The sequence below is a fragment of the Cronobacter turicensis genome (assembly GCF_041222865.1).
Lineage (GTDB): Bacteria > Pseudomonadota > Gammaproteobacteria > Enterobacterales > Enterobacteriaceae > Cronobacter > Cronobacter turicensis.
Window position 1 is genome coordinate 4,321,229 of the sequence record NZ_CP165997.1, and the last position, 14,338, is coordinate 4,335,566.

The window sequence follows — 14,338 nt, forward strand, 5'->3', positions numbered from 1 at the left end:
TGCCGTGGCAAACCCGGCAGGTTTATGGTTGTTATATGTTGATACGTAACGCGCGCCGGTGACCGGCGGCGCGTTATCTGCGCATTCCGTCGCAGGCGTCCCTGCCTTCCGTGACGGCCTCAGCCGACGCGTTTCACCTCCCCGACCAGCAGGATGTAAGAGAGCGCGCCGATGAGCGCCACGACCGAGATGTACACCAGCGCCGGGCCAAAGCCGTAATCCTGCGCCAGATAACCAATCACCAGCGGCACCGTGATACCGCCCAGCCCGCCGACGAAGTTAAACATGCCGCCGGTAAGCCCAATCAGCCGCATCGGGGCCAGCGACGACACCAGCGACCAGGTGATCGACGCAAAACCATTACCGAAGAATGCGAGCGCCATCAGCACCACAATCCACGTCGGATCGTTGGTGTAATTCGCGCCCATAATGCAGGTGGAGATCAGCAGACCGCAGATAATCGGCAGCTTGCGCGCCACGCCAAGCGAATAGCCTTTACGCACCAGACGGTCCGCCACCCAGCCGGAGAGGAGCACGCCGACGAACGCCGCGAGGAACGGCACGGTGGTCATAAAGCCCGCTTTCAGCGCCGTGATGCCTTTCTCCTGCGTGAGATAGTTCGGGAACCAGGTCAGGAAGAACCAGAGCGTGGACGTGACCGCAAACTGGCCGAGATAGACGCCTATCAGTTTGCGATGGAACACCAGCTTCCAGTCGGCGCGGGAGAGCGGCTGACGCCCGGCTTTCGCGGCGGGCGCGTCGCCGTCCACCTGGCCGCCGCCGTCGCGGATGTAATCAAGCTCCGCCTGGCTGATGCCTTTGGTGAGCCGCGGCGGCTGATACACCTTAAACCAGACGAGCGACCAGATAATCCCAATCCCGCCGGTGATGATAAATACCCAGTGCCAGCTTAAAAGCTCCTGGATCCAGATAAGCAGCGGCGTGAGAAACGCGAGCCCGACGAACTGCCCGGAGGTGTAAAACCCGACCGCCGAGGCGCGTTCCTGCTCCGGGAACCAGCTGGTCACCATACGGTTGTTGGTCGGGAACGCGGGCGCTTCGAAGATGCCGGTGATGGCGCGCAGGCCAATCAGGGACATCAGCCCGGTTGCGAAGCCCTGAAACAGCGTCGCCACCGACCAGCCGAAAATGGCGATAAAATAGGTCAGCCGCGAGCCCATGCGGTCGAGAAGCCAGCCGCCGGGGATCTGGCAGAGCGTATAGAGCCAGGCGAAGGCGGAAAAGACGTAGCCCATTTCCGCTTTGCTGATGCCAAACTCCTCCTGAATATGCGCCGACGCGACGGCTAAATTGGCGCGGTCGACATAACAAATCACCACGGTAATAAAGATCATCGCCAGCGTCAGATAACGACGACGCCCCGGTTTTGCAGCAGTTACAGAAATATCCATAACGTTCTGTCTCCAGAATAAGGGCATAGCGAGGCCGCTCACCATGCCCTGTAAAATACAGAGGGTGTGTTTTTATATTCGGGTTTACCGCCCGGCGAGCCGGGCTAATCTTCATTTAATCAATACGCGAAATAATTTTCGCAAAAGCCGGAATTACATTGTCCTGAATAGTTCGTGTTGCAACAAGGCGGCAAGATAATGAGTCCCCAGGAGCATAGTAAACTATGTGACTGGGGCGAATTAGCGAAGCCAACGCCCCCACAGCGCGAAATATGACGGACATTACCACTCGGCAACGGAACCATCGGCATGCCGCCACAACGGATTGCGCCAGTCGGCGCATTGCTGACTGCGCGCTATCACCTGTTCTTCGTCGATCTCCACGCCAAGCCCTGGCTTCATCAACGGCTGGAAGTAACCGCCTTCCATTTTGAAATCATCTTTATTTTTAACGAAATCAAGCAGCTCGGCGCCCTGGTTATAGTGGATGCCCATGCTCTGCTCCTGGAACACCGCATTGCGCGAGATGAAATCGATATGCAGACAGGCCGCCAGCGCGACAGGCCCGAGCGGGCAATGCGGCGCAAGGCCGACGTCATACGCCTCCGCCATCGCGGCGATTTTCGCGCACTCGGTAATGCCGCCCGCATGCGATAAATCGGGTTGCAGAATCGCCAGCCCGCCCGCTTCCAGCACGCGTTTAAATTCAAAGCGCGAGAACATACGCTCGCCCGCCGCAATAGGAATATGCGTTTGTGCGGCGAGACGCGGATAATATTCCGCCTGCTCGGCTAATACCGGCTCTTCAATAAATAACGGGCGGTACGGCTCCAGCTCTTTAATTAATATTTTCGCCATCGGCGCGCTGACGCGACCGTGGAAATCAAGCCCAAATTCGATATCGCTGCCAAATTCTTCACGGATCTGCGCCACGGTATTCACCGCCGCGTCGACTTTACGCGAATCATCAATAATGCCTAATTCTTCGCAGCCGTTTAATTTAAACGTATCAAAACCTATCTGGCGCAGCGTTTTAATACCGGCGATAACTTCTGCCGGACGGTCGCCGCCAACCCAGCTGTACGCTTTGATTTTATCGCGCACCAGACCGCCCATTAACTGCCACACCGGCGCGTTCAGCACTTTGCCTTTAATATCCCACAACGCCTGGTCGATACCGGCGATAGCGCTCATCAGGATCGGGCCGCCGCGGTAAAAGCCGCCGCGATACATCACCTGCCACAGGTCGTTGATGCGCGCCGGATCCTGGCCAATCAGGTATTCGCCCAGCTCATGCACCGCCGCCTCGACCGTCCGCGCCCGTCCTTCAATGACCGGCTCGCCCCAGCCCACCACACCTTCGTCAGTTTCAATCTTCAGAAACATCCAACGGGGGGGTAAACGGTATGTCGTTAGTTTGGTTATTTTCATTGCACTGCCTCCCGATACGCCTTAACAAATGCTTTCGCCTGCGCGACCGTGCGCTCAACCGGCTGTCCGGCGCGATAGAGATCGCTGCCAAGCCCGGCGCCGGTGCAGCCTGCTTTCAGCCACACCGCCAGGTTCTCCGGCGTGACGCCGCCGACCGCAAACACCGGGATCTCCGGCGGCAGTACGGCTTTTAATGCTTTGATGTAATCGGGGCCGAAAGCGGCGGACGGGAAGATTTTCAGCGCCTGCGCGCCCGCTTCGAGGGCGTTGAACGCCTCGGTCGCCGTGGCGCATCCCGGGCAGACGGTCATGCCGTAGCTCACCGCGCGCCTGATAACCTCCGGCTGAATATTGGGCGTGACGACAAGCTTGCTGCCCATCTCTGCCAGTTCATCCACCTGCTCCGGCTTTAACACCGTGCCTGCGCCAATCAGCGCGCGATCGCCAAACGCTTTGACCATCGCGGCGATACTGGTGCGCCACTGCGGCGAATTAAGCGGGATTTCCACTGCGTCGAACCCGGCGTCGATGACCGCCGCAACGTGGTCGTGCGCCTCGTCGGGCGTGATGCCGCGTAGGATGGCGATGAGCGGAAGTTTATTCTGCCACTGCATGAGCGAGACTCCTTATGCCTGTCTGAAATGCGCGGTCGCCTTCAAGCGCCCGGGCCGTATATCCCAGCAGCGACAGGGCGCACTGGTAACGGCTGGCAAGCGAAGGGCTGGCGACCAGCGTGAGAGGGGACGTGCGGCCTGGCTGCCAGTGGCGAAGCTGACTTGCCACTTCATTGCCAATCAGCAACCCGGAAAGAAATTCGGCGACGTGTTCGCGGGCAAGGCTTCCCAGCACATGGGCGGCGCGAACTTCAAACAGGCGGGTCAGCGGCGCGTCGGTTTCAGCGCCCTGTTCAAGGCCCGCGGCAAAAGCATCGGCGTCCGACTGCTGTTCAGGCAGGCCCGCGCCAATCAATGAATGGGTTAACAAAAGATGGTGCAGCTCGCCGGTCATTACCGTGCGGAAATCATTTACCTGCTGCGCATCCGCCTGTACCCATTTGCAGTGCGTGCCGGGCATGATGTAGAGCGGCGCGGGGGCCAGCTCGCGGGCGCCGAGCAACTGGGTTTCCTCACCGCGCATGACGTTGCGGTTATCGTCCCGGCTCACGCACAGACCAGGGATAATAAAGACGCGTTCCGCCACCGTGGTGAGCTGGCTGCCGATATCGGCAAAACGGGCCGGACAAGGCAGATAAGGGGCGATTTTCCAGCCTGCGTTGCTGCCGACCATGCCCGCCATTACCACGGGCGTGGCGTCATCGCGCCAGCCTTCGGTCACCTGCGCTAACACCGCTTCGGGGGTTCTGCCGTTGAGGCGGGTGACGCCCGCCTCCGATTGCCTGCTTTCCAGGCACTGTTCATCCTGGTAAAGCCAGGCGCGCAGATTGGTGGAACCCCAGTCGATAGCGATGTAGCGAGATGTCATGTGATTTCCTTAAGCCTTTTTGTCGAGCTGGCAATCATCGTTAATGCCGCCTGCTCCGCCGCCTCGCCGTCCTGATGCCGTATCGCATCGAACAGCGCTTTATGCTCCTGGAGCGTTTTCGGCATGTTGGCCTCATCGCCCATCCAGGTACGCTCGAACACAGCCCGCTGCAGGGAGCTGATCGCCACGCTGAGCTGTTGCAGCACCGGGTTATGCACCGCCTCCAGCACCGCTTCGTGATAACGGATGTCTGCCTCGTTGAAGGCGTCGCGATCCTGGTTGTTGGCAATCATGTCATTCAGCGCCGCCTCAATACGCGCCAGATCGCTTGAGGTGGCGCGCTCTGCCGCCCAACGGGCGATAGCCGGCTCAACCAGGTTGCGCACTTCGCTCATCGAGGCAATCAGGCGCGGATCGTCGTCATGTTCCAGCACCCACTGGAGCACCTCGGTATCGAGGTAGTTCCACTGATTACGGGGCGCGACAAACGCGCCGCGATAACGCTTCATCTCAATGAGCCGCTTCGCCATCAGCGAGCGATACACTTCGCGAATGATGTTGCGCGAGGTTTCAAACTCCTCGCACAGATCCGCTTCAGCGGGCAGTGCCGCGCCCGGTACATATTTCCCGCCAACAATCTGGCGGCCCAGCGTCACAATGATGCGATCGGTTTTGGTCATGTTATGGGTTCCTTTCACGCGAGGTTTCTTCGCTTACTTTACCCTGACCGCCGATTTTCGCCGCATTTTTGAAGTACAACCGTGACGCGGGTGGCCGTGCTGATGAGTTCAATGTAGTACAATCAATTATGGTTGTACTACAATTTAGATCACAAAAACGACAAAAGGATATATCGGAAGAACGCGCAGGGTGTGATTCATCAGGTAGAGAGATGGATCCTAAAAAGACGTGATTTACGGGAAAACGTTACACAAAAGACGTGAAAATTCAGCAAAATGCCCGTAGGTTTTCGTTAGTCTGACGCAGGATGGACGATTTATAATGGCGGCGGCGCTTGAGGCTTTTTGCCTCATGCTGTCGGCAGAAATGCAGTGATGGTGAGGCAGAAAGAAGAAAGCCCCGAAGGTAATTTTTTCAATTAACCAACGAGGCCCACTGATGCCTAGACACCATCAGCGTAGCCTCTTACCCGCCGAAAGGCAAGGAGAAGAAGGCCATGAAACTGCTGCGAAGCACCCTGTTCTGGTGTGTATTAATGATATGTATAACGTTGTTAATGTTCACATTTCTGACGCGTCATTCGCTGTGCGAACTGAGGCTGAAGGACGGGCAAAGGGAGTTTGCTGCGTTTCTGGCTTACGAATCCGGTAAGTAGCAACCTGTCGGGCGGGGGCAACCCCGCTCTTTCAGGCGAGGCGAGGCTGAAGATGGCTTTGCAGCCGAAAGCGCCTTTCTGACGCGCCGCCAGTAACGGGCGGCGCGTCAACATTCCCGCTTAACGCAGGGCGAATTTCTCAATCGCGTACGCGACGCCATCTTCCAGGTTTGAACGGGTCACAAAATTTGCCGCTTCTTTTGCCGCATCAATGGCGTTTTCCATCGCCACGCCAACGCCCGCATATTCCAGCATCGCAATGTCGTTTTCCTGATCGCCTATCGCCATCACTTCTTCCGGCTGGATGTTTAAAACCTCCGCCAGCGCTTTCACGCCGGTGCCTTTGGTGACGCGCTTATCGAGGATCTCCAGGAAGTAAGGCGCGCTTTTCAGCACGGTATATTTCTCTTTGACGTCCTGCGGGATGCGCGTAATGGCTTTATCAAGGATTTCCGGCTCGTCGATCATCATCACCTTCAGGAAGGTCATGTCCGGGTCCATTTTCTCCGCCTCGCAGAACACCAGCGGAATGGTGGCGACAAAAGATTCATGCACGGTATAGCGGCTGATGTCGCGGTTCGCGGTATAGAGCGTGGTGCGATCGAGCGCGTGGAAGTGCGAACCCACCTCGCGCGAAAGCTGCTCCAGATAACGGTAGTCGTCATAACTGAGCGGGGTTTGCGCCACGGTGCTGCCGTCGCTCGCCTTTTGCACCAGCGCGCCGTTATAGGTGATGCAGTAGTCGCCCGGTTTATCCATATGCAACTCGCGCAGATAACTCTCTACGCCTGCAAACGGACGGCCGGTCGTCAGCACCACGTTAATGCCCTGTTCGCGGGCCGCGGCGATGGCGTTTTTCACGCCGGGTGAAATGGTGTGATCGGGCAGCAGTAATGTGCCATCCATGTCGATTGCGATAAGTTTGATAGCCATGAGTTCCCCTGCATAAATGAGTCTTTTCGCATGCTAACGCGATTGTGCTCAAAACACAGTAGCAGTCGGGGCGAGAAAAGGGGATGGGATTGCCGCGCGAAGTGCCGCTTATTTCATAGTGAGATGAGAGGAAAAGGAGTGGCAGAGGCGCTGTGCATACCCGCCCTGCAGTAAAGTTTCACAGGGCGGGTAAGCGCGGCAGCGATTATCAGATATCGATATTCGCCGCTTTAAGGGCGTTTTCTTCAATAAAGGCGCGACGCGGTTCAACGGCATCGCCCATCAGCGTGGTGAAGAGCTGATCGGCCGCAATCGCGTCTTTTACCGTCACGCGCAGCATACGGCGGCTTTCCGGATCCATCGTGGTTTCCCACAGCTGCTCCGGGTTCATCTCGCCAAGACCTTTATAACGCTGAATAGACAGGCCGCGACGGGATTCTTTTACCAGCCAGTCCAGCGCCTGCTCGAAGCTTGCCACAGGCTGACGGCGTTCGCCGCGCTCGATAAACGCGTCTTCTTCAATCAGACCGCGCAGCTTCTCGCCGAGCGTGCAGAGACGACGGTATTCGCCGCCGGTCACGAACTCGTGGTCAAGGATGTAATCGGTGTCGACGCCATGCGTACGCACGCGAACTACCGGCTCGAAACGATGCGTTTCCGCGTTTTCACGAATATCGTATTTCCAGACGCTGCCATGCTGCTCGTTTTCATTGAGCGTGGTGATGAGCGCAGAGACCCAACGGGTGACGTTCGCTTCATCGGCCAGCATCTCTTCGGACAGCGTCGGTTGATAGATAAGCTCCTTCAGCAGCGCGCGCGGGTAGCGGCGCTCCATACGGTTGATCATCTTCTGCGCGCCGTTGTACTCAGACACCAGTTTTTCCAGCGCTTCGCCGGCGATGGCAGGCGCGCTGGCATTCGCATGCAGCGTCGCGCCGTCCAGCGCGATAGAGATCTGATACTGATCCATCGCTTCGTCGTCTTTAATGTACTGTTCTTGCTTGCCTTTTTTCACTTTATAGAGCGGCGGCTGGGCGATATACACATGGCCGCGCTCAATGATTTCCGGCATCTGACGGTAGAAGAAGGTCAACAGCAGGGTACGGATGTGCGAGCCGTCGACGTCAGCATCGGTCATGATGATGATGCTGTGGTAGCGCAGTTTATCCGGGTTGTATTCGTCACGACCAATGCCGCAGCCGAGCGCGGTAATCAGCGTCGCCACTTCCTGGGAAGAGAGCATCTTGTCAAAGCGCGCCTTCTCCACGTTCAGGATTTTCCCTTTCAGCGGCAGGATCGCCTGATTCTTACGGTTACGGCCCTGTTTTGCAGAACCGCCCGCGGAGTCCCCTTCCACCAGGTAGAGTTCGGAATGCGCCGGGTCGCGCTCCTGGCAATCCGCCAGTTTGCCCGGCAGCCCTGCGAGATCCAGCGCGCCTTTACGACGGGTCATCTCACGCGCTTTACGGGCCGCTTCACGGGCGCGCGCGGCGTCGATGATTTTGCCGACCACGATTTTGGCGTCGCTCGGATTTTCCAGCAGGTATTCCGCCAGCAGTTCGTTCATCTGCTGTTCAACCGCCGTTTTCACCTCAGAGGAGACCAGTTTGTCTTTGGTCTGGGAGGAGAATTTCGGGTCCGGCACTTTAACGGACACGACAGCAATCAGGCCTTCACGTGCGTCATCGCCGGTGGCGCTGACTTTCGCTTTCTTGCTGTAGCCTTCTTTATCCATATAGGCGTTCAGCGTGCGGGTCATCGCCGCGCGGAAGCCCGCCAGGTGCGTACCGCCGTCGCGCTGCGGAATGTTGTTGGTAAAGCAGTAGATATTTTCCTGGAAACCGTCGTTCCACTGCAGCGCCACTTCCACGCCGATGCCGTCTTTTTCGGTAGAGAAATAGAAGATGTTCGGGTGAATCGGCGTTTTGTTCTTATTCAGATACTCAACGAACGCTTTGATGCCGCCTTCGTAGTGGAAGTGATCCTGCTTGCCGTCGCGTTTATCGACCAGGCGAATAGAAACGCCGGAGTTCAGGAATGAGAGTTCGCGCAGGCGCTTCGCCAGGATCTCATATTCAAATTCAGTGACGTTGGTGAAGGTTTCGTGGCTCGGCCAGAAACGGACCTGAGTACCGGTCTGTTCGGTATCGCCGGTCACTGCCAGCGGCGCTTGCGGTACGCCGTGCACGTAAGTCTGCTGATGGATTTTGCCTTCGCGGCGAATCACCAGCTCCAGTTTCTGCGACAGAGCGTTAACCACAGAGACGCCCACGCCGTGCAGACCACCGGAGACTTTATAGGAGTTATCATCAAATTTACCGCCCGCGTGCAGCACGGTCATGATAACTTCCGCCGCCGAAACGCCTTCTTCCGGGTGAATACCGGTCGGAATGCCACGCCCGTCATCCGATACCGAGACAGAGTTGTCGGCATGGATAGTCACGACGATATCTTTACAGTGACCCGCGAGCGCTTCGTCGATAGCGTTATCTACCACCTCGAATACCATGTGGTGCAGACCGGTGCCGTCATCCGTATCGCCGATATACATACCCGGGCGCTTACGCACCGCATCCAGCCCTTTCAGGACTTTGATACTGGAGGAGTCATAAGAATTCGACATCAACGTTTCTCGCTCATTTTAACTTGGGTTAATCCGTTATTTTACCCTGATCGACAGCGAACATCTTCGAATTTTTGTCCGTCATGTCGAGAATATGTTCAGCGCTGATCGCGCTGACAAAGACTTGCGACTGCGTAGCCTTCAGGCGCTGCGCCAGAAGCCCACGACGGGCATCGTCAAGTTCAGAGGCAAAATCATCTATCAGATAAAGGCAGCGTCGCCCGCTTTCGCGAGTCAGAAACTCGCCCTGGGCCAGACGCAGCGCGCACATCAGGAGCTTGAGCTGCCCGCGCGACAGCGTATCTTCCACCGGCGCGCCGTCGGCGCGGATGCGGAAATCGGCCTTATGTGGGCCATGCGCGGTATAAGTGAGCATCCGGTCGCGCTCGAAACCGCGCTCCAGCACGTCGGCATAGTCGCTCTCTTTCTCCCAGCCGCGCTGGAAAGAGAAGGTAAGCGAAAATTCCGGCAAAAATTGCGCGCAGGTATCGGCCATGTCGTTAGCAATCGCCTCGCTGTAGCTGGCGCGCCACTGACTTATCTGTTCGGCCAGCGGAACCAGTTCACGGTCCCACGGGCGCAGTTGTTCGTAGCGGGTCACCTGTCGCAGCGCGGCGTTGCGCTGTTTGAGCAGGCGCTTTAAGTTGCTCCAGGCCACAAAGAAGCCGGGTTCGTTATGGAAGCATCCCCAGTCGAGGAATGCTCTTCTGTATTTGGGGCCGCCGCCGAGCAAAGTAAACCCCTCGGGGTAATTAATTGCATCGGCATTAGCTGCGCCAGCTCGGCCACTTTGTGACCGTCGCTGCCGTCGATGCGCACCGTGCTGTCGCCGTTGCGATCTTTCGTCAGGCCGACCGAGACTTCGCGCTCGTCGCCCTGCAGTCGCCCGTGAAGAATAAAGGCATCCTGTTCATGGCGGATCACGCGCCCGATTTGCAGACTGCGAAACGCGCGTCCGTGGCCCAGCGTGTAAATCGCTTCCAGCACGCTGGTTTTCCCGCTGCCGTTCGCGCCAACCAGAAAGTTAAAACCGGGAGAGAGCGCAAGATCCGCGTTTTCGATATTGCGGAAATCTTTAATAAGGAGACGCGTCAGTGACATTAAGAACTTTTCCGGTCCAGGGCGTGCATACTCTCAGAGACAGGGGCGTTGGTGTCGCAGCCAGTTCGGTTACCGACAGCGCGCAGAAAGCGGAGCGTACACATAGTACGTGAGCATTTCGAGCACTGCCGGGAGGCGAAATGGCAAGTAAACCAGCCCCTTTTGGAAACTCTACAGACGCATGGGCATAACAACATAGGCCGCGGAGCTACTCGCCGCATCTTCTATCTGCACGCTCGATACTGAATCTGTCAGCAGAATGCGAACATTCTCGCATTTAAGCGCGTTCAGCACGTCCAGCACGTAACTGACGTTAAACCCGATCTCCATCTCCGTGCCCGGGTAGGTGACGTCGAGAATTTCTTCCGCCTCTTCCTGCTCAGGGTTATTCGCAGTGATTTTGAGCTGATTTTCACTTACGTACAGACGCACGCCGCGGAATTTCTCATTGGACAGAATGGCCGCGCGGGCAAAGGCCTGTTTGAGAATATCGCAGCCAGCTTCCAGCGTTTTGTCCGGGTTTTTCGGCAGTACGCGGCGGTAATCCGGGAAGCGGCCATCGACCAGCTTCGAGGTAAAGATAAAATCGCCGACGTGCGCGCGAATATTGTTGCTGCCGATCTGGATGCGCAGCGGGGCGTCGCCGCCATCGAGCATACGCATCAGCTCCAGCACCCCTTTCCGCGGCACGATCACCGAATGGTTCGGCAATGGCTGGCCGACCGGCATTGAGCAGACCGCCAGACGGTGGCCGTCGGTCGCCACCGTACGCAAATCTTCGCCTTCGGTTTCAAACAGCATGCCATTGAGGTAATAACGGACATCCTGATGCGCCATGGAGAACTGCGTGGCTTCGATAAGGCGCTTCATGGTCGCCTGAGGCAGCGTAAATTCCACCTCGCTCTGCCAGTCGTCCAGATTCGGGAAATCCGCCGCAGGTAATGTAGACAGCGAGAAACGGCTGCGCCCTGAACTCACGCGCATACGGTCGCCATCCAGCTGAACGGCGATTTCCGCCCCTTCCGGCAGGCCGCGGCAAATATCAAAGAATTTACGGGCCGGTACGGTTGTGGCGCCCGGCTCGTGCGGTTGCACCAACGCGACGCGCGCCACCATCTCCATTTCCAGATCGGTGCCGGTCAGCGACAGCGCCCCATCCGCGACCTGAAGCAACAGGTTGCCGAGAATAGGCAGCGTCGGACGACCGCCCAGCGGGCCGCTGACCTGCTGGAGCGGCTTTAATAAGTGTTCACGTTCAACGGTAAATTTCATAGCGTCACTTCATAGCGTCACGAAGATAATGTTCTGATTAAATTGGAGAAATCTTCTTTGATATCGTGGCTTTCCTCACGCAGCTGCTCTATCTTGCGGCAGGCGTGCAGCACCGTAGTGTGGTCGCGGCCGCCAAACGCATCGCCGATCTCCGGCAGGCTGTGGTTGGTCAGCTCTTTGGCGAGCGCCATCGCCATCTGGCGCGGACGCGCAACCGAGCGGGAGCGCCGCTTGGAGAGCAGATCCGCGACCTTGATCTTGTAATACTCCGCCACCGTCTTTTGAATATTGTCGATAGTGACGAGTTTTTCCTGGAGCGCCAGCAGATCGCGCAGCGCCTCACGCACGAAATCGATAGTGATCGCGCGGCCGGTAAAGTTGGCGTTGGCGATCACGCGGTTCAGCGCGCCCTCAAGCTCACGCACGTTGGATCGCAGACGCTTGGCAATAAAGAAGGCCACTTCACCTGGCAGGCGGATATCATTCTCATCCGCCTTTTTCATCAGGATCGCCACGCGAGTTTCCAGCTCCGGCGGCTCAATGGCTACCGTGAGCCCCCATCCGAAGCGCGATTTCAGACGATCCTCAACCCCGTTGATCTCTTTGGGGTAACGATCCGAGGTGAGAATGATCTGCTGATTGCCTTCCAGCAGGGCGTTAAAGGTGTGGAAAAACTCTTCCTGGGATCGCTCTTTATTGGCGAAGAACTGGATATCATCAATAAGCAGCGCATCCACCGAACGGTAGTAGCGTTTGAACTCTTCGATAGCGTTGTTTTGCAGCGCCTTTACCATGTCCTGAACGAAACGCTCAGAGTGCATGTAGACCACTTTGGCGTTGGGCTTGCGGGCCATGATGCCATTGCCCACCGCATGCAACAGGTGCGTTTTACCGAGACCCGTGCCGCCATAAAGGAAGAGCGGGTTATACGCGCCGCCGGGGTTATCCGCCACCTGACGCGCCGCCGCGCGGGCCAGTTGGTTAGATTTACCCTCAACGAAGTTATCAAAGGTGTGCTTGACGTTGACGTTCGAGCGATAGGACGGCTCTGCGGGAGCGGGCACGTTATCCCACGCCGGACGTACGGGCGCCGCCGCGGGCGCGGCCTGCGCAGGCCTTACGGTCTGGCTTGCGGGCGCGGTTGTCGTCTGCGTCAGGGGTTTGGTGCCGACTTCAAAGCGCAGCAGCGGCGCGTCAGAGCCGCAGAAATCATTCAGTAATCCATTAATATTATTGAGGTATTTGTCCCTTACCCAATCGAGCACAAACCGGTTTGGCGCATACAAAGCCAGCGTGTTATCGCTCAGTTCCGCCTGTAGGGGGCGTATCCACATACTGAATTCAGTGGCTGGTAACTCATCCTGCAATCGGGCAAGACACTGCTGCCAAAGCGAAAGTGACACGGCGGACTCCACTCGAACAAAAGTCGATAAAAGACGAAGACTGAAACATTCATGATTGTTGACACACGCCGACAAGCCCCGAGCCGGGAGGCGTGCGAACCGCTATTTGCGGTTTTTTTACCCGAGGCTGAGATCAGGGATCCCGATCGGGACCGCGGATCATAGCCTAAAGCGAGCCAGAGATCTCCTGTTTCTCACAGATTCTTCCCGATTTATCCACAGGCCTGCGTCAGGACGCTTAAGTGTAATCGATCCTTTGATGGCTGCGGCACGTTTTACCCGGCATATCGGAAAAATTAATGACGATCCGGAAATTATCGCGTTATCGATCTAAGGAAGATCCGCGACGATCCTTGCGCTTTGGCGGCGAGCCCGTATAATTCCCCACCCGGTGCGTAAAGCGCGGTTTATCGCCTGAATTTTGCGTGTTTTTTATCCTCAAAGTGAGGAGAAAAGCGCGGGAAATAAGGAAAGTGAATTGACTCCGGAGTGTACAATTATTACAATCCGGCCTCTTTAATCGTCGATTACTTTGGCGTAAGTCGTCCGGCAGGCCGTTCGCGCATACGCAAAGTCAGTGAATTTATTCAAGTTTAGGTAGAAATCGCCATGAAACGCACTTTTCAACCGTCTGTACTGAAGCGCAACCGTTCTCACGGCTTCCGTGCTCGTATGGCTACTAAAAATGGTCGTCAGGTTCTGGCACGTCGTCGTGCTAAAGGCCGCGCTCGTCTGACCGTTTCCAAGTAATAGCTAACCCTTTAGTGGTTAAGCTCGCATTTCCCAGGGAGTTACGTTTGTTAACTCCCGCTCAATTCACCTTCGTCTTCCAGCAGCCACAACGGGCTGGCACGCCGCAAATCACCATCCTCGGCCGCCTTAATTCGCTGGGGCATCCCCGCATCGGTCTTACAGTCGCCAAGAAAAACGTTAAACGCGCCCACGAACGCAATCGGATTAAACGTCTGACGCGTGAAAGCTTCCGTTTACGTCAGCATGAACTCCCTTCAATGGATTTCGTGGTGGTGGCGAAGCGCGGGATTGCCGACCTCGATAACCGGGAGCTTTCGGAAGCTTTGGAAAAATTATGGCGTCGTCATTGTCGCCTGGTTCGCGGCTCCTGATAGCCCTCATCCGGGTCTATCAACGCTTCATCAGTCCGCTTCTCGGGCCGCATTGCCGTTTTCACCCCACCTGTTCGCAGTACGGAATTGAGGCATTGCGCAGGTTTGGGGTGTTAAAAGGCAGTTGGTTGACAGTGAAACGCGTATTAAAATGCCACCCTTTGAACCCGGGTGGAGACGACCCCGTCCCGCCAGGACCTTTTGATACCAGAGAACACTAA

At 56.9% G+C, this 14,338-nt stretch carries 13 protein-coding genes and 2 pseudogenes; 5 read left to right on the plus strand and 10 right to left on the minus strand.

The features are described from left to right. Positions 1-119: 119 nt before the first annotated feature. The 5 genes from AB8W27_RS20545 to dgoR form a co-directional block, all read right to left on the minus strand. Positions 120-1,457, minus strand: a complete 1,338-nt coding sequence (locus tag AB8W27_RS20545) for an MFS transporter (RefSeq protein WP_041923033.1) — start codon at positions 1,455-1,457, stop codon at positions 120-122. A gap of 237 nt (positions 1,458-1,694) precedes the next feature. Then, complete coding sequence (gene dgoD, locus AB8W27_RS20550) at positions 1,695-2,843, minus strand: galactonate dehydratase (RefSeq protein WP_012814736.1); 1,149 nt, start codon at positions 2,841-2,843, stop codon at positions 1,695-1,697. After that, on the minus strand, positions 2,840-3,457 hold the full coding sequence (locus tag AB8W27_RS20555) for a 2-dehydro-3-deoxy-6-phosphogalactonate aldolase (RefSeq protein WP_012814735.1): 618 nt from the start codon (positions 3,455-3,457) through the stop codon (positions 2,840-2,842). Before AB8W27_RS20555 ends, dgoD begins: the two co-directional genes overlap by 4 nt. Next, the gene (locus AB8W27_RS20560; RefSeq protein WP_012814734.1) at positions 3,441-4,325 is read right to left on the minus strand and encodes a 2-dehydro-3-deoxygalactonokinase; all 885 of its coding nucleotides are present in this window, start codon (positions 4,323-4,325) and stop codon (positions 3,441-3,443) included. Before AB8W27_RS20560 ends, AB8W27_RS20555 begins: the two co-directional genes overlap by 17 nt. Beyond that, on the minus strand, positions 4,322-5,005 hold the full coding sequence (gene dgoR, locus AB8W27_RS20565) for a D-galactonate utilization transcriptional regulator DgoR (protein WP_007765843.1): 684 nt from the start codon (positions 5,003-5,005) through the stop codon (positions 4,322-4,324). The genes AB8W27_RS20560 and dgoR overlap by 4 nt, the downstream gene beginning before the upstream one ends. Before the next feature lie 439 nt (positions 5,006-5,444). Between dgoR and AB8W27_RS20570 the strand changes: the two are divergent. Both AB8W27_RS20570 and AB8W27_RS20575 read left to right on the plus strand, forming a co-directional pair. Further along, positions 5,445-5,594 (plus strand): annotated as a pseudogene (locus AB8W27_RS20570) (DUF5431 family protein); the annotation flags it as partial. Next, a complete protein-coding gene (locus AB8W27_RS20575; RefSeq protein ID WP_108695446.1) occupies positions 5,542-5,661 on the plus strand; it encodes a type I toxin-antitoxin system Hok family toxin in 120 nt (39 codons plus the stop codon). The pseudogene AB8W27_RS20570 and the gene AB8W27_RS20575, both read left to right, overlap by 53 nt. A 120-nt stretch (positions 5,662-5,781) precedes the next feature. Here the strand turns inward: AB8W27_RS20575 and yidA are convergent, their stop codons facing one another. The 5 genes and pseudogenes from yidA to dnaA all read right to left on the minus strand — a co-directional run bounded on the left by yidA (position 5,782) and on the right by dnaA (position 12,993). Beyond that, positions 5,782-6,594 carry a sugar-phosphatase gene (yidA, locus tag AB8W27_RS20580; protein ID WP_041923032.1) on the minus strand — a complete coding sequence of 271 codons (813 nt, stop codon included), beginning with the start codon at positions 6,592-6,594 and terminating at the stop codon, positions 5,782-5,784. Positions 6,595-6,802: 208 nt separating this feature from the next. Beyond that, positions 6,803-9,217: a DNA topoisomerase (ATP-hydrolyzing) subunit B gene (gyrB, locus tag AB8W27_RS20585; protein ID WP_012814730.1), complete on the minus strand. Its 2,415-nt coding sequence runs from the start codon at positions 9,215-9,217 to the stop codon at positions 6,803-6,805. 28 nt (positions 9,218-9,245) lie between these two features. Next, positions 9,246-10,318 (minus strand): annotated as a pseudogene (recF, locus tag AB8W27_RS20590) (DNA replication/repair protein RecF). A gap of 171 nt (positions 10,319-10,489) precedes the next feature. Further along, entirely contained in the window at positions 10,490-11,590 is a 1,101-nt protein-coding gene (gene dnaN, locus AB8W27_RS20595; RefSeq protein ID WP_007765832.1) for a DNA polymerase III subunit beta, read from the minus strand. A gap of 17 nt (positions 11,591-11,607) precedes the next feature. After that, positions 11,608-12,993 (minus strand): chromosomal replication initiator protein DnaA, encoded by a 1,386-nt coding sequence (dnaA, locus tag AB8W27_RS20600; protein ID WP_041923031.1) that lies wholly within the window; start codon positions 12,991-12,993, stop codon positions 11,608-11,610. Between the two features lie 609 nt (positions 12,994-13,602). Here dnaA and rpmH point away from each other — a divergent pair. The 3 genes from rpmH to yidD are packed head-to-tail and all read left to right on the plus strand — an operon-like array spanning position 13,603 to position 14,338. Further along, a complete protein-coding gene (rpmH, locus tag AB8W27_RS20605; RefSeq protein ID WP_000831330.1) occupies positions 13,603-13,743 on the plus strand; it encodes a 50S ribosomal protein L34 in 141 nt (46 codons plus the stop codon). Between the two features lie 14 nt (positions 13,744-13,757). Beyond that, the gene (gene rnpA, locus AB8W27_RS20610) at positions 13,758-14,117 is read left to right on the plus strand and encodes a ribonuclease P protein component (RefSeq protein ID WP_012814728.1); all 360 of its coding nucleotides are present in this window, start codon (positions 13,758-13,760) and stop codon (positions 14,115-14,117) included. Then, positions 14,081-14,338, plus strand: a complete 258-nt coding sequence (gene yidD, locus AB8W27_RS20615; protein ID WP_004386003.1) for a membrane protein insertion efficiency factor YidD — start codon at positions 14,081-14,083, stop codon at positions 14,336-14,338. The genes rnpA and yidD overlap by 37 nt, the downstream gene beginning before the upstream one ends.

Bases quoted from the DNA above. Each gene is read 5' to 3' on its own strand.
- rpmH (WP_000831330.1), top strand. From the start codon at position 13,603: ATGAAACGCACTTTTCAACCGTCTGTACTGAAGCGCAACCGTTCTCAC.
- dgoR (WP_007765843.1), bottom strand. From the start codon at position 5,005: ATGACCAAAACCGATCGCATCATTGTGACGCTGGGCCGCCAGATTGTT.
- dgoD (WP_012814736.1), bottom strand. From the start codon at position 2,843: ATGAAAATAACCAAACTAACGACATACCGTTTACCCCCCCGTTGGATG.
- AB8W27_RS20575 (WP_108695446.1), top strand. From the start codon at position 5,542: ATGATATGTATAACGTTGTTAATGTTCACATTTCTGACGCGTCATTCG.
- AB8W27_RS20560 (WP_012814734.1), bottom strand. From the start codon at position 4,325: ATGACATCTCGCTACATCGCTATCGACTGGGGTTCCACCAATCTGCGC.
- AB8W27_RS20545 (WP_041923033.1), bottom strand. From the start codon at position 1,457: ATGGTGAGCGGCCTCGCTATGCCCTTATTCTGGAGACAGAACGTTATG.
- dnaN (WP_007765832.1), bottom strand. From the start codon at position 11,590: ATGAAATTTACCGTTGAACGTGAACACTTATTAAAGCCGCTCCAGCAG.
- yidD (WP_004386003.1), top strand. From the start codon at position 14,081: ATGGCGTCGTCATTGTCGCCTGGTTCGCGGCTCCTGATAGCCCTCATC.
- gyrB (WP_012814730.1), bottom strand. From the start codon at position 9,217: ATGTCGAATTCTTATGACTCCTCCAGTATCAAAGTCCTGAAAGGGCTG.
- yidA (WP_041923032.1), bottom strand. From the start codon at position 6,594: ATGGCTATCAAACTTATCGCAATCGACATGGATGGCACATTACTGCTG.
- AB8W27_RS20555 (WP_012814735.1), bottom strand. From the start codon at position 3,457: ATGCAGTGGCAGAATAAACTTCCGCTCATCGCCATCCTACGCGGCATC.